Annotated in this window: 19 protein-coding genes; all 19 read right to left on the bottom strand. The window is 31.1% G+C overall.

The annotated features are described in order from the left end of the window. Positions 1-59 precede the first annotated feature (59 nt). The 19 genes from BUB95_RS09375 to BUB95_RS09285 all read right to left on the bottom strand — a co-directional run bounded on the left by BUB95_RS09375 (position 60) and on the right by BUB95_RS09285 (position 19116). The gene (locus tag BUB95_RS09375; protein ID WP_073085823.1) at positions 60-1253 is read right to left on the bottom strand and encodes a glycosyltransferase family 4 protein; all 1194 of its coding nucleotides are present in this window, start codon (positions 1251-1253) and stop codon (positions 60-62) included. After that, positions 1250-2008, bottom strand: a complete 759-nt coding sequence (locus BUB95_RS09370; RefSeq protein WP_073085821.1) for an SAM-dependent methyltransferase — start codon at positions 2006-2008, stop codon at positions 1250-1252. Before BUB95_RS09370 ends, BUB95_RS09375 begins: the two co-directional genes overlap by 4 nt. Then, positions 2008-2997: a glycosyltransferase family 2 protein gene (locus tag BUB95_RS09365; RefSeq protein ID WP_073085819.1), complete on the bottom strand. Its 990-nt coding sequence runs from the start codon at positions 2995-2997 to the stop codon at positions 2008-2010. The genes BUB95_RS09370 and BUB95_RS09365 overlap by 1 nt, the downstream gene beginning before the upstream one ends. Beyond that, entirely contained in the window at positions 2998-4104 is a 1107-nt protein-coding gene (locus BUB95_RS09360) for a glycosyltransferase family 4 protein (protein ID WP_073085817.1), read from the bottom strand. A gap of 8 nt (positions 4105-4112) precedes the next feature. Beyond that, positions 4113-4865, bottom strand: a complete 753-nt coding sequence (locus BUB95_RS09355; RefSeq protein ID WP_083573361.1) for a class I SAM-dependent methyltransferase — start codon at positions 4863-4865, stop codon at positions 4113-4115. Between the two features lie 8 nt (positions 4866-4873). Further along, positions 4874-5797 carry a glycosyltransferase family 2 protein gene (locus BUB95_RS09350; RefSeq protein ID WP_073085815.1) on the bottom strand — a complete coding sequence of 308 codons (924 nt, stop codon included), beginning with the start codon at positions 5795-5797 and terminating at the stop codon, positions 4874-4876. A gap of 1 nt (position 5798) precedes the next feature. Then, the gene (locus BUB95_RS09345; protein WP_073085813.1) at positions 5799-6674 is read right to left on the bottom strand and encodes a glycosyltransferase family 2 protein; all 876 of its coding nucleotides are present in this window, start codon (positions 6672-6674) and stop codon (positions 5799-5801) included. Further along, positions 6661-7494 carry a glycosyltransferase family protein gene (locus BUB95_RS09340; protein WP_073085811.1) on the bottom strand — a complete coding sequence of 278 codons (834 nt, stop codon included), beginning with the start codon at positions 7492-7494 and terminating at the stop codon, positions 6661-6663. The genes BUB95_RS09345 and BUB95_RS09340 overlap by 14 nt, the downstream gene beginning before the upstream one ends. Before the next feature lie 5 nt (positions 7495-7499). After that, on the bottom strand, positions 7500-8456 hold the full coding sequence (locus BUB95_RS09335) for a glycosyltransferase family 2 protein (protein ID WP_073085809.1): 957 nt from the start codon (positions 8454-8456) through the stop codon (positions 7500-7502). A gap of 2 nt (positions 8457-8458) precedes the next feature. Next, positions 8459-9703 (bottom strand): glycosyltransferase, encoded by a 1245-nt coding sequence (locus BUB95_RS09330; protein ID WP_073085807.1) that lies wholly within the window; start codon positions 9701-9703, stop codon positions 8459-8461. Next, positions 9700-10611 (bottom strand): glycosyltransferase family 2 protein, encoded by a 912-nt coding sequence (locus tag BUB95_RS09325; protein ID WP_073085805.1) that lies wholly within the window; start codon positions 10609-10611, stop codon positions 9700-9702. The genes BUB95_RS09330 and BUB95_RS09325 overlap by 4 nt, the downstream gene beginning before the upstream one ends. 2 nt (positions 10612-10613) lie before the next feature. Next, on the bottom strand, positions 10614-11021 hold the full coding sequence (locus tag BUB95_RS09320; RefSeq protein ID WP_073085803.1) for a GNAT family N-acetyltransferase: 408 nt from the start codon (positions 11019-11021) through the stop codon (positions 10614-10616). Continuing rightward, positions 11018-11719 (bottom strand): WbqC family protein, encoded by a 702-nt coding sequence (locus BUB95_RS09315; protein ID WP_073085801.1) that lies wholly within the window; start codon positions 11717-11719, stop codon positions 11018-11020. Before BUB95_RS09315 ends, BUB95_RS09320 begins: the two co-directional genes overlap by 4 nt. Beyond that, positions 11716-12789 carry a DegT/DnrJ/EryC1/StrS family aminotransferase gene (locus BUB95_RS09310; protein WP_073085799.1) on the bottom strand — a complete coding sequence of 358 codons (1074 nt, stop codon included), beginning with the start codon at positions 12787-12789 and terminating at the stop codon, positions 11716-11718. The genes BUB95_RS09315 and BUB95_RS09310 overlap by 4 nt, the downstream gene beginning before the upstream one ends. Further along, on the bottom strand, positions 12782-14059 hold the full coding sequence (locus tag BUB95_RS09305; protein WP_073085797.1) for an ABC transporter ATP-binding protein: 1278 nt from the start codon (positions 14057-14059) through the stop codon (positions 12782-12784). The genes BUB95_RS09310 and BUB95_RS09305 overlap by 8 nt, the downstream gene beginning before the upstream one ends. After that, positions 14059-14871: a glycosyltransferase gene (locus BUB95_RS09300; protein WP_073085795.1), complete on the bottom strand. Its 813-nt coding sequence runs from the start codon at positions 14869-14871 to the stop codon at positions 14059-14061. The genes BUB95_RS09305 and BUB95_RS09300 overlap by 1 nt, the downstream gene beginning before the upstream one ends. Before the next feature lies 1 nt (position 14872). Further along, a complete protein-coding gene (locus tag BUB95_RS09295) occupies positions 14873-15748 on the bottom strand; it encodes an ABC transporter permease (protein WP_073085793.1) in 876 nt (291 codons plus the stop codon). 85 nt (positions 15749-15833) lie between these two features. Continuing rightward, the gene (locus tag BUB95_RS09290) at positions 15834-18317 is read right to left on the bottom strand and encodes a GumC family protein (RefSeq protein WP_073087358.1); all 2484 of its coding nucleotides are present in this window, start codon (positions 18315-18317) and stop codon (positions 15834-15836) included. Between the two features lie 4 nt (positions 18318-18321). Further along, the gene (locus tag BUB95_RS09285) at positions 18322-19116 is read right to left on the bottom strand and encodes a polysaccharide biosynthesis/export family protein (RefSeq protein WP_073085791.1); all 795 of its coding nucleotides are present in this window, start codon (positions 19114-19116) and stop codon (positions 18322-18324) included. Positions 19117-19170 lie beyond the last annotated feature (54 nt).

Genomic DNA, 19170 nt, shown 5'->3' with positions numbered 1-19170 from the left:
CCCTAATATATAGTTTTTACTACTATTTGCAAGGAATAATCAACGGACATTGTTAACAGTTAACTTTTAACAACTGTGTTGTAGAGGGATATAAATTTTGAAATGTTATTTTTAAAATCAAACTCATTTTTAACAAACTTGTAGGCATTATTTGTAATGCTTTTTAGTTCTGATTCTGAAGTCGAATTAAAATCAATAACAGCCTCTGCAATAGCATCTGTGTTTCGCATAGGGATTAACCAACCTGTTTCTTTATGTTTTACAACCTCAGCCATACCACCACAATTGGTTGAAATTACAGGTAAACCCATGCTCATAGCTTCTAAAGCTACGTTTGCTATGCCTTCTCCCAGGCTTGGCAATAACAGAATATCTTGTTTTTTTAAAGCCTTTAATAAATCTTCTTGATTTAGTTGACCAACAAATGATATCGAATCTTCTACGCTTAATTGATGTATTTGAAATAACAATGCCTCTGTTGGTGAAGATGGGCCAATTAAGGTGTAATGCACATTATACCCTTTTTCTTTGAGTTGCTTTATGGCATCTACAGCATATTGATAGCCTTTTTTCCAGTGATTACGACCAACAGAAACTATTCGAATAATCTCTGATTCTTTTTTTTGAAATTCCTCATAAGCTTCAAAGAAAAACTGAGGGAGTGGTGAATATATAACAGTACTTCTATTTGCAATATCTCCATATTGTGAGGCTTTGTCTATAATAGTTTTTGAGACTCCGTGAAATGCATCAACCAAAGGAAAGGTGGCTTTATATTTTTCGGCAAAATCTGGCTCTACAATTGGTGTATAATTGATATGCGCACCACGAAAACTTACAACTATCGGAATCTTAAACGTTGACTTTAAAAATGCATACTTTGGTAAATCTTTTGCCCACTGCAAGTGTAAAATATCTGGCTTGTGCAATAAAATAGGTATACATTTGGAAAGTTTCATAAACTTTGAGTAGTTCGACGCTTCTTTTTTAACTTCCTCTAAAAGTTGAAATAATGCTTTTGGATTGGTGAAAAATAATTTTGTTGCTCGCCATAATGTTATAAAGCTATTTTTCAATTTTGAATTTGGTGTAGAGAAAATTCTAATTGAATTGGAGCTATAATCTACTTTTTGCTTTTGCATTCCGAATAACAAGACTTCATGATGCTTAGATACACCATCGATAAGTCGTTCAATAAATGAGGTACTTGGAATGTTTCCAGAAAAGATGGCTATTTTGAGTCGTTCTTTCAATCTTTAGGTTTTTCAAAAACACCAATTAATGTTGCACTAAAATACTTAGACGGATGCTTAATTAGATAATTGTTTACACCACCTTTAAAAATAAACCTAACGCCTTTGTAAATAATCTTCTGAAATAGATTTAGTTTTTGATGCACAGAAAAAGGGAATCCACCATAATATTGCAAGGTATTTGTAATTAGGTTGTTCCGGTTTGCAAAATCTCTAAAAACACTTTGCTTCATGCACTTGAGATTATGAAGTTTTAAATTTTCATAATCACATAAATAACCATAAACCTGTCTTAAATATTTTTTGTTAGGAACCATAATTAGCATCTTACCACCAGGTTTTAAGTACTTACAATGCAAATCTAAAATCTCATCAAAATTTTCAAAATGCTCTATAAAACCATTTGAAACCACATAGTCATACAATTCCTCAGGTTCATGCGTAGTGAAGTCTGCATTAATGATATTATAGTCCTCAACTCCCATTGTTTTAAAAGCGTCTTCAATTTGCGAAACATTTGAGTTATAATCTAAGCAAGTTGTTTTTACTCCATATTCAGACGCTAAATATGCCAAATAACGTCCTGGATATCCACCAATCTCAATTAATGATTTGTTAGTATTCTTTTTTTCTACAAGCTTATCCCAAAACTGATTGTAAAAAGAGCAAACTTTTACAATGTGACTTCTATCCGTATGTTGGGCTTTATAATAGGTTTCCCAATATTCTTTTGTTGTGAGCTTATTTTCGGACATTAAATATATCTATATTGGTGTATGCTCGAGCTTAAGAGCTTGCGTCTAATTTTGTACATTAACTGAAATAATGGTCTACGATTATTAAATGGTAAACTGATAATTAATCGTAAAATTAAAAGTTCAAAACGTTTTATGATGGATTTACTCGTTTTTTCTGCAACTTTCAATAAAATTAAACTTTCATTTTTATAACCTGTAAGATTAACTCGCATAGCTGCATGAAATAGTCGCTCTGCCAATGGTTCAGCATATTTCACTTCATTAATAAGTCCTGCTTGCTTCAATTTAGATTGCATTGATAGATTTAATTCTAAACAATCTTTCACAAAACGCTTATGATTTTTTGACAGCTCGCTAGCATTTGACAAACCACCATCTGGATTGTCAAAAACGAGATTGACCATTATTTTATTTTCAAAATGTACATTTCCCCTATTTTCAATAGCAACAGTAAAATCATGTAACACATCTTCTCCATTGAATAAACGAGACCAATACTTCCCTTTTTTATAATGCCATAAAGGTGAAGATGTATGCCATTTGCGCACTTCAAGTACATTTTTCAGTAAATCATCTACAGTTTCTCGGTTGAGCTTTGGACGATGCAACTTATTAGAATTGCCGTCAATCATGCTTAAACCGTAGGTCATTATCACATCAGGATTTGCTTCAAAAATTTTGACTTGTTGTTCAATTTTATTGGGTAAAAGTTCATCTCCTGCATCTAGATAGTTGATGTACTTTCCGCTAGACTTATCTAAACCCAATTGCCTTGCTAAACCTGGACCTTCGTTTTCTTTATCTATAAAAATTACTGAAGTTGTATTCTTAAACTTATGCTTAACAGCAGTATAATCTACGGTAGAGCCATCGTTAACCACAACAACTTCTATATCTCTATAGGTTTGCGTCAATGCAGAATCTACCGAACGTTCTAACTGTTTAGGATTATTGTAAGTGGGTATGATTACTGAAACTTTAGACATTTAAAACAAGCTTTTGTATAAGTCTAAGTAAGCTTTAACTTCTATTTGATTGATGAATTTTTTATTCACATTTTTGATTCCAGCCTCAGAAAATTGAGCATATAACTCTTTATTATTTATGAGTTTAATAATCTGTTTAGATGCTAATTCAGGTTCTGAAAATGGAATGGCAAAACCAGACACACCATCTAAAATAGTCTCTGGCATTCCTCCAGAGTCAGATATAATTGCAGGTAAGCCTAAAGATTGCGCTTCTATTGTACTAATTGATAATGATTCTGATTTGCTCAATTGTAAGTAAAAATCGTATTCACCAAGTTGATTGATATACACATCATTTTCAACCTTACCTTTAATAGTTACAACCTCATGCAAATTGTACATATCAACCATAAAATAGGCTTCACTAATATCATTTCCTCTGCCGTAAATATCATATTGCACGTCGTATCCTTCTTCAATTAAATACTTCACAACTCTTAGATTTCCTTCAATATTTTTTTCCCATGTCATTCTGAAAGAAGAAACAATTCTAATCTTTTCTGAATTTAGATGTTTAGGCTTAGAATTCTTAGTTTTTATCGACGCTGGAATAATATGAATCTTATCATCTGAAACTCCCCACTTTTGAAGATAGGTTTTCTGATGATTACTCATAACCACAAATGCATCGATTGCTCCTGAATTGTTCTTATAAAAATCTACCCAACGTTGGTCGTGCCATGGTCTGAGATAAGTATCACTACCTCTAAGTGTTACAACGAGCTTTGGTCTTTTAGTTGCTTCTATTTCAGAAATTCCTTTGAAATATTTAAACAAAAACGAATGGTGCAAATGCACGACATCTAACTTTTCTTTTAACCATTTAATTTCCCAATATGATAAGTCCTTGTAGGATTTTGCAAAAAATCCATTGAAACGTTCGTATAATCTTTTTGAAAAATATTTTGGAGCAACTTTTACGCTAACCTTAGAGCTGTATTCACTATTTTTTAGACAATTAACTTCTAAATCTACAGAAGATTCATCATTAAGCAATTCAACCATATCAGAAATATAAGATTGGTTGAATGCTGGAAAATGCTCGAAAAAGAGGTTAACTTTCAATATTAAATTTAATTAAATATTTTGTGTAATATACTATATAATCTAAGCCTAAGAGGAATTCTTAAATCGTTGATTTCCCATAAGGCCATTGACTTACTTTTATACTTTTCTTTACCTTGATAATTCTCGTTTAGGAGTTCAATGGGTTTCGGAAAAAAGAATGGATAAATAGCAAAATTAAGAGGTCGCCACTCTCCAGAAACAATATCTTTATTGTTATTAATGTCTGGAAAAGTAGTTGTTAAAAGGTACTTACTACCACTTCGTTTTAGATTTTTAATCGTTTTAACAATATTTAAGTATGAAAAATGCACCAAACAATCTCTAACCAATACCAAATCGTGTTTTCCCAAATCTGAAGTTATAATATCCATCATTTTAAAATTGATAGAATCAGTCTCATACTTCGATTTATTATCGATAATTATTTTTTCGACTATATCTGCACCTACATACTTAACATCATTTAAATTGACATTTTTCATCCAATTAAAATCACCACATGGTAAATCTAAAACTGTTGAAATTTTATATTCTTCAAACAAAGAATTTAACTCTGCTATTAAAGTTTGCGTATGTTGCAATTCTGAACCTGGACCAGAAACGCTCTCTTCACTAGACCAAAAATTCTCATCAGCTATAGCATTAAAAGTTTCCTTAATGTTCTTATGCTTGAATTTACTTTTTCTCTTTTTTAGTCTGTAAATTTCAATTAATTCGTGTGGCAAAATTGCTTTTATAACCTTTCTAACGCTTTGCATTTATACTATTAATCTTTATTATTCTTTGTGAAATATACTTTTAGTTTTTTGAATAAGTAATCTGTAAAATAAGAATCTCTATATTTTATAAAATTCACTATTGACATTAAAACAATTTTAGGCTTTGAATAACTTCCGAGTTCTATTTTATGTTGGACTTTCAATGCTTTTTTATAATCTCTCTCACTAATAATTTGACTGAATTCGTTTTTCATATCAGCTAATAAAGCCTTGGATGCTTTGTACTGACCAGAAGCATCTGAAGCCGTCACAGAATCACTAGCAATCACCCTATTCATAGTCACTAGTTTTTTAGGGATACCATGTATTTTAGATTTCAAACAAAATCGTAAAATAAAATCCCAGTCTACATTAAAATTACCATAGGTATTTCTGAATTTAAAGCTATTATCTTCATGAACAGAACGGCGCCATAGCATACAAGTATTAACAACTTTCAACTGGTTGATGTACAAAAATTTGAACAATTCTTCAACTTGCGGAAACTGTTCTCCTCGTAATAGTAAACCTGGAAACATGAGATTCTTTTCAACGCCAGTATACTCAACAATTCCAGAAACTAAACCAACATCAGTATGATTACTCATAACTTCAATTTGCCACTCCAAACGTTCTGGGACATAGATATCATCTTGCTCTGCCATTGCGAAATATTGACTATTAGGTGACGCATGTTTAATGATTTTATTGAGGTTATTGGCTAACCCTAAATTCTCAGGGTGCTCTATTACCTTAATCCTTGAGTCATTAAAGGCTAAGGCAATGTCTTTTGAGGCGTCTTCTGTACCATCAATGCCAAGCAATAGTTCAAAATCAGTAAAGGTTTGAGATAATAAGCTCTCAACAGTAGCCTTAATGGTCTTTTCGCCATTATAAACAGGAAGTAATATGGTAACCAAAGGTGAATTCATCTTAAGTAAACTTCGCTTTTAGTTTTACTAATCTTGATAGTAAAGGATGAAATCTTTTTTGAAGTTTTTGTCGACATTCTTTATGCAAATATGGCAACAAGGTATTGTAATACGTCTTATATAAAACCTCCGTTTCATTTATTTTTTCAGACTTATTAACAGCAGATGCTTGAGCAGAATGCAATCTAAACGAGCTTAAATAGGCATCAACAAAACCTATTTTGTAAAAAGGCATTAAACGACTCCAAAACTCACAATCTAAGGCTTGCTTTAATTCCTCATTAAAATAACCAACTTTATCAAAACATGCTTTATCTATAAGTACACTTGTCGGTTCTCCAATTTTATTTTTTGGGGCGTTTAAGAATGATTTATCTGCTAAATAGTCTTTACCTTCTAAAACACCTTCAGAAATATTTAGATTAAACCAATAGTTATGAAGCGCTCCGTATACGTTTTTAAACTCTAATAATTGTGGTGTTTCTTTTTCGTATATAAAATCCCGCTTGGCATAAACCATAGCAATATTAGTATCTGAAAGCATCACATGCATTAGCTTTTCAACACAATCTCGCTCTAAAATATCATCTTGAAACAAAAACTTTATATAGACACCATTAGCATGCTTTACACAATTATTCCAATTGGCACCTATACCATTAGGCTGATGATTAAAAATATGAATTGGAATATCATTTTTGGATTTATAATCATTTATGATAGCCAATGTATTATCACTTGAGGCATCATCAGAAATTACAATTTCAAGTTGACTATAAGTTTGAGCTAAAGCTGAATCCAAACATTCTTCTAAATAGCTTTCACCATTGTAAGTTGGTATACAGATGGAAACTAAAGGCCTATTATCTGTTTTCATCTAAATACGTTTTTTGGTGCAAATCACTTTTTAGTTCACCGCTTTTTTTCAATAACCAAGATGCAGATTCATTAGCTGTTTTCTGATAATAAATTTGCTCTTTTGTAAGATTAGCAGGATTAATATACCAACCGCCGTGAATAGCCTGTAATGGATAATCTGTACGCCAAGCTTTTGTAAAATTTTGTTTTTTATAGGTATAACCTGGTCTATACAAAGCAAAAGTGGTATCTATTTCCGCTTTGTAAGCTTGTGGACGAATTTTAGTTGTCCAGAATTGCGCTTCCCAGTCTTTAATGGTTTGTGCTTGAGGATTAGAATCTGGAATATCATCAAGCTTCAGAGAAAACCCAACTTTGGTTCGGTCATAAGCTTTATCTAAAAGTTTAAGCATGGTTTTTAAAAAATCGTCTGGGCATTCAGCCAACGGAACAATATCTGGGTCAGTAACTACATAATAGCCTTTAGTATATTTTTCCACAAGCTCTCTTTGCTTCCAAAAAGACAAATGACCATAATTAGAAGATAATCTATGAATTTTAACCGCTTCCTCAATGCTTTTATAATAGTCTAACAAAGGCTTATAGGATGAGTTATTGTCTAGAATAACAATATTGGCATATCCTCTTTTTTGTAAACTCTCAATGAGCTGTTTAAGATAATAGAGTTGATTAAAGTTATTGATGATGATAGGTATAGACTTGGTATCTCTAATTTGTTTCCGAATTGTTTTATTAAATAATTTGTTTGAAAGAATAAAGCATGAATGAGTTATTAAGCTAGTAAATTTGTTGTATCTATTTTTTAGTTTTGAAAACATAAATATTACTTATAAAGAGATACTTTGCTTAAAAAAAAGTCGCCTCTAGAAAACAATTTATGACTCAATAACCCGAACCTTAAAAGCCTTTTTTCTTTATTAGTAAGCTTTTCTACTTTTTTAATTTTTTCTTTATAAACTACTTCAGCATATTTAAAACTTCCCAACCTAGTGAATCTTTTAAAAATAAAAAGGTAGAAAATATTTAAAATGTCTTTACTCTTTTGACAAAGATTTCCTTCTAGCTTATTTTCTAACATATTTCTAGCTAGGTAATAATGCCAATACTTTTCGCTAGATGTTTTGTTAGATATATTATTACTATGATTTCTAATATAATCTAAAGGCTCGTTTATCGAACTATAATCAGCATATTTTTGAAAAATTCTAGCAAATAATTCCCATTCTTGACCAGCTTGTAATGACTCATCAAAAAAGAACTTGTTATTTATTATAAAATCTTTTTGAAAGATTGGAGCCTGTATAGGAATGATTATTCTTTTTGAAATAAAATCATTAAACGGGTCATCAGTTTTCACATCCTTAGATTTAAGTATAAGTTCTTTATTGTCGGTAATAGAATTTTCAAAAACATAAGACTTACAAATAGAGAAAAACACTTTATCCTCAATTATTTTCATAATTTGTTTTTCTAATTTCATAGGGTGAAAAATATCATCACTATCTAGCCAATTAATATATTCACCATTACTCAATTCTAAACCGTAATTTCTACATGCATTAGCCCCTTTTGGTTTAGATTCTGGTCTTTTATGAAATCTTATCCTACTATCCTTTTTTGCCAAGGCATTAATGACCTCAAAACTATTATCAGTACTTCCATCATCAACAATTACACATTCCCAATTCTTATAGGTTTGAGCAATAATAGACTCTATTGTTTCACCTATCAAATCTGCCCGATTATAACTTGGAATAATGATTGAAACTAATGGTTGCATTTCTAATTCTTTAAACTATCGTAATAAATATCTAATAATTTTTCTCCTAATATACTGCTATCATAATTTCTTACAACAAATTGCCTACCTGCTTCACCCATTTCTTTTCTAATACTTGGGTTATCCATTAACCATACTATTTTTGAAACAAATGTATCAACATTACTCTCTTCTACAATAAAACCTGTTTTCTTATCAATTAAACCATCAGAAATTCCACCAACGTTAGATGTTACTACTGGTAATTGCATAGCTTGCGCTTCTTGTATAACTAAGCCTTGGGCTTCAGAATTACCTTGACCATCTACAATACCTGGAAAAAGAAATATATCAGAATTTTTCATATGATACTTTATATCTGATTGGGATTTACTCCCCAAAAGATGAATTCTATCGGTTAGATTATTTATTTCTATATAGCTTTCACACTCTGAAAACATTGGTCCATCTCCAATAATATTAAGAATTACATTGTCTCGAGCCTCTAATATCTTCTCAACAATCTTAATAGCTAAAATTGGTCCTTTTAATTCTATTAAGCGCCCTACAAATAGAATATTTATATTATCAAATTTGCTATCCTTTTTTTCTGGATTAAAAATATTAGTATCTAAACCTACAGGCAAAATATTTATTTGAAAAGTATCAAAACCTAATTTTTCTACTTTACTTTTCGTGAAATTGGTATTGACCGTTATCGTTATATCCTTTCTCTGAGATAATAAATTATAGAAAGATTTCTCAAACTTATGAGCATCATATCCGTGGAATGTAACCACTATACTTTTCTTAAAATTGTTTATTAAACTATCTAGATGCACCGCATTGTCTCCATAATGAATATGGACAACATCATAATTATAAATATTAAAATAATACTTGTAATAAGTTTTAAAAAAAACATTAAAATTTAAAGCATCACTACCATACTTAAATACATTAAATGCTTTTAATAAATGAATAGAACTACGGAACTTTAATAAAATTGAGAAGGCTTTAAACAATCTCTGAAAATAAGATTTAGACAATAATGAAGTTTTACTAAGCTCTCTAGCTTTTGTCTTTAAAGAATTATAAGCTTCAGAAGAACAAAGTGGATTATCTAAATCTAAATGTCTAGTTGCTAAAATATCTACATGATGACCTGACTTAACTAAAAACCTCAACTGGTTAGTTATAAAAGCTTCCGAAACACTAGGAAAAACTCCAACCACTACAGCTATTTTTAAAGGTTTTCTCTTTTTCATTTTTTACCAAACAATTTTACCAATATTCGTTTTATATGCTTTAAGAAATCGATGACTTTTCCATTTTTAAAAAGTAAATCAATACTCATCCACAATGCGGTAGATAAATGATTAGCTCTAATATTGGCATTTAAAAAATTTTTATAAGAATGCAAATATTTACGTCTAAGATATTGATTAGAAGCGTTATCAAGGTATATTTCTTTATGCGTGAGATAACCGATTTTGTAGCCATTGTATTCGGTCACAGAAGTATGGATACCTCCATCATGCATTCTATAAACAGCTCCAAAAAAATTAAGACATGCTCCTTCTCCCTTTTTTAAAAGCTGAGAAATAAGATGCACGTCTTTAAAATTCTTAAATTTTTTGAATGCAACGGCGTTAAAATTTTCTTTTCTAAATACTAAAGTCTGATTTCCTATATGCCAACCTTCACTAAAAGTCTGATAAGTAAATGGAACAAATTTAGAATCATTATGAAAATGTTTTCCGTTAAAGTCCTCTACAAAAGAATCATTATCATTCTTATATACCTTAAAACGTGTATAACAAAAGCTATAGCTTGGATTGTCTCTCAAAAAATCAACTTGCTTTTGAAGTTTATTTTTATCATTCCAATAATCATCACCTTCGCAGATTGCAATAAAATTGCCATTAGATTTTGAATATGCATATTCAAAATTCTTAGTCATACCAAGATTTTCTTCGTTCCTAAAATATCTTAAGTTTAAATTTTTAGAAGTATTGCTAACGGATTTTACTGCTTGCTCTGTGTCGTCTTTAGAATTATCATCTGCAATAATTAGCTCAAAGTCAAAGTTAGTAACCTGATTAACAATACTTTCAACAGCTTGTTTTATGTACTTTTCATGATTATAGGTAATCATTATAACACTCACTTCCATAGTTATAATAATTTTCTCATTTTGTAACGCTTGGTACCTTCTTCTATAATACTAAATCCTTTTTTTTTATACAATTTAATAGCCGATACATTGGATTTTAAAACTTCTAAATCAAAATACTTAAATCCAATCTTTTTTAAATGGTCTTCTGCTTTACATATCAGCTTTACAGCTATACCATTACCTCTATGAGATTTATCAACAGCTAACATGCTCATGTAGGCAATTTTAAATTCTGTATCGTTGGCGTAGAAAGCTATGAAACCTATTAATCTATCATTTAGGTACTCAGGATATAAAACACTTTTGTTGACTAACTTTAAAACATATTCTTCAATTCCAAAAGAAATGAGTCTTCCTGAAAACTCTGAATTTATACGTTTTAATAAATCAACTATATCTTCTTTCAAACCAAAGTATATTTTTCTAAAAGTTCTCTAGTAGACGCTTTAGAATTAAACATTAACACATCCAATATAGAAAGAAATGGGACGAATTCGTTTCCAAACTGCTCATATTTTATGTCATGTGTTTCGAGAAATGCTAAATCTATATTCTGGGCTTTAAACTCATTCTTATTATAAAGTGACTGTCCTCCAATTGCATTGACATACGTCTGCTTACCTGATTGTTTTGCTATTGCAATTAAACGCTCTGCTTTAGTTAGCTTTTTTGTACTCGGATAATCGTTTGAACTTAAACTAAACTTACAATTAACATCTAAGTATTTACAAACCTGCGTAACACTTATCATTGAAAGTTCAGATATGTTTTTGTAGTCAGAATTAAAAATAGTTTTTACTATCTGTACTACTTCTTCATAGAAAGGCGCCGATTTGTAGGCATGCTCTAATGTTTTTAAAAAACCATTAAACCATTTTTGGTCAGTATAAACTTCAATATCTTTTATGAGCTTGTTCTGAGATGCTTCTTTTAATGGTGTTGTAAACTGAAATGCTTTTTGGTTAAGTAAAATTGAGTTTCTATTGATGTAACTTTTTTTTATAAAATTAACGTCGTCATAAAACACAAATTCATCAACAGCATTTATTAATTGAAAATACCCTATATATGGAAAAAAGTAAGGCTGCATTATAGCTATCCTCATAAACTATGCTTTACTAATTCTATAATTTTTTCTTGCTGTGACTTATCTAAATCATGATATAAGGGTAAACACAGTACTCTATTTGCTATAGACCTAGACACTTTACAATTATAACCACTTACATAGGGTAATTCATCCAAACTAGGATAAAAATAACGCCTTGGATAAATATCATTTGCATTTAAAACATCTAAAATAATTTTTAGCTTTTTCTCTGAAGGACAAATAATTGGGTAATAACTAAAATTCCATTTTGTAGCTTCTCTAAGCCTTAAAAGGCTTAGAGAAGTATTACTAAATGCCTTATTATATGCGAACACAATAGCTTCTCTTCTTTCAATTATTGACTCTATATAAGGAAAAACAGCTAATCCCATAGCAGCTTGTAGCTCACTCATTTTTGCATTGATGCCAATACCGAAAAATCGTTCAGTACCGTCATGTCCAAAATTATGATGGTAATAAAAATCGTTATACAACTCGTCAGAATTAAAAAACGCTGCGCCGCCTTCTCCTGTATGGAATAACTTTGTTGCATGAAAACTACAGGTGCTTACATCACCATATTCAAAAACGCTTTTGCCTTTATAAGTTACACCAAAACAATGTGCGGCATCATAAATAACTTTAAGATTATGTTTTTGAGCAATGGCTTCTATAACATCAATATTGCAAGGATTACCAAAAACATGGGTAGCTAAAATTGCTGTTGTGTTTTTGGATATAGCAGCTTCAATTTTAGTTTCGTCAATGGTTAAGTATTCTGGGTGTATATCTACAAAAACAGGGTTACAACCTTCCCATACAATACTAGATGTGGTAGCCACATAACTGAATGGCGTTGTAATTATATCTCCCGATAACCCTAAAGCTTTTATAGCTATTTGTATGGGTAAAGTCCCATTAGTCATACAAATAACATTTTTAACGTCGAGATAATCTTTTAATTGAACTTCTAGCTCCTTCACCAAATGACCTCGATTAGTTATCCAACCAGAATTCCATGCTTTTTTTAGAATAGCCTGATATTCGTCTTGAGGCGGTAAAAATGTTTTGGTAACCTTAATCATCTGCTATACTCCAATTAAAATTTGGTCTTATGTAACCTGGCTCTCTTCCCATATATTCACCAATATCACGACTAGAATCTACAACTGTAAAACTAATAATATCGCGCTCTACAAATGCGGCGTGCTTCTTATCTTTTACAACTATCAGTGACAAAAAGTATTGACCAGATTGCAAAAACTTTGCTGGTATTTTACATAGCAACTTATTTTCACCTTTCTTCAAAGGTGCATCAGTTTTATAGTTAGAAAACGAAAACATGGCATCACCTAACTCATTAGTCATATGGTAAGTGATATGTAAATTTTCAGGTGTATTACTCTTTACAAATAATTCAGTTTTCACTTCTATATCTAGACTCTCCTTGATAATGTCTTTTACTTTACTTCCTGAGTTATATACACTAATGTTTTGAAGATTAAATTCCTCTTTTTCGTAATCTTCACCAAAATCTTTTGCATTTTCAATTTCTGCTCCACCTTTAAGGTAGTAACTCACTGCCTCATCTGTTCCTCCTGAGAATACAATACTTCCATGTTCTAATACTATGGCTTTTGTACACAATGTTTTTACCGATGCCATGTTATGGCTAACAAACAATACAGTTCTTCCTTCGCCTTTGCTTATATCCTGCATCTTACCAATAGCCTTTTTTTGAAACTCTGCATCACCAACTGCTAAAACTTCATCAATAACCAAAATATCAGGTTCCAAGAAAGCAGCTACTGCAAAGGCTAAACGGACTCTCATACCTGATGAATATCTCTTAACCGGCGTATCTATATACATTTTACAACCGCTGAACTCAACTATATCATCTTCTTTCTCCTGAATTTCAACTTTGGTCATACCTAAAATAGCACCATTAAGATAGATGTTTTCTAAACCAGTTAATTCTGGATGAAAACCTGTACCTACCTCAAGTAATGAAGCTATACGACCTTTTGTTTTTATTTGCCCTTTTGTTGGTAAAGTAATACGAGACAATATTTTGAGTAAGGTAGATTTTCCTGCGCCATTCTTTCCTATAATTCCTAGAACCTCACCTTTGTTTACATCAAAATCTATATTACGTAATGCCCAAACATAGTCTGAAGTTGCAGATTTATTCCTATCGCTACTATCTCCTACTTTTAAAAAAGGGTCTTCCTTTCCTCTAATCTTATACCAAAAACGCTTTAAATCATCACCTAGAGTTCCTGTACCAATAAGACCTAAGCGATATTGCTTTGATACATCTTCAACTTTAAGTATAATCTCTTTTTCCTTCATTATGCGTTTTTAAAGATATTCTTTAATCTAAAAACTCCTAAGTTTTTACAAATTACGAATAACATATAAGAAATTTTAAAACGTACATTGTAATTAAAATTAAATCCCTTGAGTAAACTCTTATTAATAGTTAACTCTGGATACAATTTGTTTGAAATATTAGCATCATGGATAGTTTGAAGCCAATAAAATTTATTATCAATAGCTATAAAGTCTGCTAAATCACCCCAAGAGGTATGCTCACAATCATAAACAGTTTTAAGTGAATTAATATCTGATTTCTTTTCAATTAAAGTTATAAATGGTCCAGAAAACACGTTTTCTCTTTTAGCTAATTTGTTTTCATCTTCAATAAGCATGGTTAACCCTTTAGATAACTCTATGATTGTTGAGTCTTTTTTTACAAAAGCTTTTTGAATAGCGCCAATGGCATCTTCATGAAAACAATCATCATTATCAAAACGTGATGTCATTATATATTCTGTATGTGAATTTTCAAATACAAACTCACGTAAAGTATTTTCAAAATCTAGAAAGTCATTTACATATAATGGTATAAACTGTGGTAATTCTCGCCTAATACATTCATTTACTTCCTTAAATTCTTGAGGAGTATCTTTATCAAAAAAAACTAACCAAGAATACTCTTTTTCGGTTTGAGTTTGCATTGAGGGTAAACAAAATTTTTTGAATAAATCATATCGCTTTTTAAGCCAAATAAAATCATTGACTTTCTTACCATTTTTATCATTTACCCAACCTTCAGATTTGATATTAAACCGAGTGACTATATAATGGGAAAAAACTTTCATACTAAACTGTGTCTATAAAAGTTTTTTCAGTTTTATTAAAAATAATAAGACCTATAAAGAAAATAACAACAGTTATTAAACTTGTATATGCTAAACCTCTTAAAGAAAAAGAGCCCTCATTTAACAATACAAATCGAGTAGCTTCAATAATATATGCAAGAGGATTATAATTAACTAACCATGCAAACTGAGGTAATTTTTCACGCATTAATGCTAAAGGATACATTACTGCTGATACGTACATCAATAATTGTACACCGAAATTGAGTAAAAACTTAACATCTCTATATTTTGTAACCATAGATGATATAATCATCCCTAATCCTAGACCTTGGAAGGCCATAAGAATTATTAACAATGGAAAAATGAAAATAAATTCGTTAATACTAATAGCTGCACCATTTATATAATAATATATATAGAAAATAATAAAGACTAATAATTGAATTAAAAAGCGCAATAAATTAGATATAACAGATGATAATGGAGAAATAATTCTAGGAAAATATACCTTAGAAAATATTCCAGCATTTCCACTAAATGTATTTGAGGTAGATGTTAAACAACTTTTAAAATAATTCCAAATTGAGATTCCTGCTAAATTGAATAAAAATGGTGGTACTGCTCCTGTTTCTATATTAGCGACTTTATTAAAAATTAATGTGAAGGTCAGGGCTGTAAACAAAGGCTGGATTAAATACCATAAAGGCCCTAATATGGTTTGTTTATATACGGTAATTACATCTCGCTTAACAAAAAGCACCAATAAGTCTCGGTACTGCCAAATTTCTTTAAAATTGAAATCAATGAGTTTACGCTTTGCAGAAATGGTATAAAGCCAGTTGTCGTCTTGCTTAGCTTTCAAATTGGTTGACATTTAGGGTTGGGCTAATATAGGAATTATAACAAATACATACACTCTACACGAAAGAACTTATCCGTAAAAAATAAACAGGTAATCTCTATTTACGCTTAAAAAAACTCTTGATGCGTTTTACAAGTCCTTTTTTATCATTCTCATGATAAGCATCTCCATATGCCCCGTATCCATATCCATAACCATAACCATAGCCATAACCGTACCCATAACCATGACCTTTTTTATGACGGTAAAAATTAAGTAGGAAATTAACATTTTTCAACTCACCCTTTCTCACTTTAGAATTGACTAAAGCCAGCATCCCTTTTTTTGTATAATTAAGTCGTACCATAAAAATAGAAGCATCAGCATGCTGAGATAGCTCTAAAGCATCAGTGACTAAACCTAATGGCGGTGTATCTAAAACCACCATGTCGTATTTTAACTTCAACTCATTAATAAGTTCAGTCATGCGCTCACTCATTAGCAATTCTGATGGGTTTGGAGGTATTGGACCTGATAAGATTAAATCTAAATTTGGAATATGTGTTTGGTGTGTTATCTCTTCTAGATTACTATCATTGATTAAAAAATTTACAGCACCTTTATCATTTTTTACTTCAAAATCATCGAAGATTTTGGGTTTACGTAAATCTAACCCTACTAAAACAGTCTTTTTACCTGACAGAGCATAAACCGTTGCTGTATTAATAGAACAAAATGTTTTTCCTTCACCACTTATAGAAGAGGTAAACATGAGCGTTTTAGCTCCACTATCCTTTTGTTGACTCTTGTAAATAAACTGTAAACTTGAGCGTATGGCCCTAAACGATTCTGCTACTGCTGATTTTGGTTTTTCAAAAGCCACTAGATTGTTCTTGTAATTGTACTTGCCCACTAAACCAATGATCGGAATTTTGGATAAGCGCTCTATATCTTCTGAACTGCTTATAGTATTATCTAAAACAAAAAGAACAAAAATGCCCAGTACTGGTATTAATCCACCCAGCATTAAGGCCATCATATAATTCAAAGACTTCTTAGGACCAATTGGGCCATTACCCACATCTTTTGCAGCATCAATCATTGTAATATCAGAAACATTAGCCGCTTTAACAATAGCCGCCTCAGAACGTTTCTCTTGATATACATTATAGGCTTCTTGACTTATGTCTAACTTTCTTTGAATTTTTAAAAACTCCTGCTGTTCTTTTGGTAATTTTTTAAGTTCGCTTTCTAATTTGGCTATGGAGCCATTAATAGAGCCTAATTGAAGATTTATACCTCTACGAGCAGCACTAATCAGCTCAAAGGTTACGTTCTTTTCTGTATCAATCTGAGCATCTAAACGACGAAGTAATATAGACCCTTCTCGTGCAGTTTTGGATTGGTTTTGGCGCTGTATAGCTAAACTTGTGAGTTTACTAATACTGTTTAACAAACCACTTTCCTCAATACCAACAGAAGTTGGTGCTGCTATGTTTGTATAATCTGATTTATTTTGAAGATAGCTTTCAAGATTATTTAAGTAATTAATTTTTGTGCGTTCAGCTTCACGACTGGTCTCGTATTCTTTTAAACGCTCAGATGTATTAGTAATATCGTCTGTAACATTAAATACCTTATTTGATGACCTAAAGTTATCCATTTCTTGATTTACACCTTTTATATCATCACCTACCGCTCTCATTGTACTATCAATAAAGGCTATTGTATTAGTCGCATAAAGATTTTTAGTTCGGAGCTCAGTTTTTCTCAATATTTCTGTAGTCGCATTAAGATAATCTACAATTTTAGCTTTATTATTTCCAGATTGAGATAAGGACAAGACTGTAGAACTTCCCCTAAAAAAACTAACATTAACACTATTTTGAAATCTAGATACAAGACTATCAAAATTCAAAAAGTAAATAAAGTACTGATTTTCAGTATCTGGATTAATACCATTTCGCTTGTTTACAGTAGCATTAAAAAACGGCAAGCTTACAGGCTCTCCATAATTAAATACTTGCTCGAAAACACCTGGCGAAACGGGCACACTAATAATTGAACGGTCAGAATAACGTTGACAAGACACAGATTGTGTTTCACCAAAATCGTATATAATTTTAAACTGATTGTCATTAACGTGCTTTAATTCCAACGGACTACCTAATATTTGATGCTTAGATTTGTCTAAAATAACATCATAAGGCGAGGCCTTATAAATATCTAACAAATGATATTTTCCTTGTTTTAAATATTGCTTGTAAAACTGAAGTGAGTCGATAACTAACTCATTATGACTTCTTGTGGCCAAGGTGGTCATCACTTTTCCTAATTTACCTGAAACACCTCCCCAATTAAATGAAATACTAGTGTTAGCAGTAAAAAAAGGATTTTGCTCAGACTCTACAGAAACAAGAGCATTAAGACGATAGATATTCTGCTTTCTAACGTTTATGTAATAAGCAATACCCAAAGCAATACCAACAGATATGGCTATAATAATCCAGTTATTGAGAACTTTAAATAGAAATCCTTGAAAATCAAAAGTTAGTCTTCTGCTTGATTCATCAAATTCGATATCTTGATCTAAATTGGCCATAAAATTAGAGTCTATCAATCAATAATATAGTACTCGTTACAACAGTAACAACTCCTAAAATTGCAGTAAATGTTTGAAGTCCATTTGTTCCTGTTCCCAAAGACTTTTGCACTAATGGATCTACGATAATTACATCATTAGGTTGTATGTAATAATATGGAGATTTCATCACGTCAATGTTTGTTAAGTCTAAACGATGTATTTCTTGACCATGAGGATATTGTCTTAATATACGAACCTCTTTTCGATTACCTTCTATAGGTATGTCTCCAGCATTGGCTATAGCCTCTAAAATAGTAGCTCGCTCTTGAAATATTACCTGAGAACCTGTGTTGTTGATTTCGCCTAAAGTGGTGTAGCGTAAGCCTGCTAATTTTACAGTCACAAATATCTGTGCAAATTCATTAAACTCCTTTTCTAAAAGTCGATTGTTAACTAAAACTTCTATTTCCTCAAGAGTTAAATTTAAAACATCAAAATCACCTAATTGAGGAATTCTAATATTCCCTCTCAAATCCACAGTAAATCCATCAAAATAAGCACGCTCTTGGGAACTAGCTTCCAAACTACCTTCACCAGTTGGATTAAAAATTGTAGCATTATCTTGATCTAAAACCTTAATACGTATATTAAGTATATCGTTAATCTGAACACGGTAAGGTTTCTGTTGTTCAACAACACTTGGAATAGTATCATTTGTATTGCCTTTATCCTGAAGGTAAATGATATCTTTTTGAGGCACACAAGACGTACAAATCACAAGACCCAAAAAGCAAATGGCCAATAAATACCGAATCATATATTATATAGGTTTACTCACAAATATAATCTAACGTTAGGAATAACAAAACTA

Origin of the sequence: Winogradskyella jejuensis, from assembly GCF_900129745.1 — a bacterium.
GTDB lineage: Bacteria > Bacteroidota > Bacteroidia > Flavobacteriales > Flavobacteriaceae > Winogradskyella > Winogradskyella jejuensis.
This window is presented reverse-complemented; position numbering and strand designations above follow the sequence as displayed.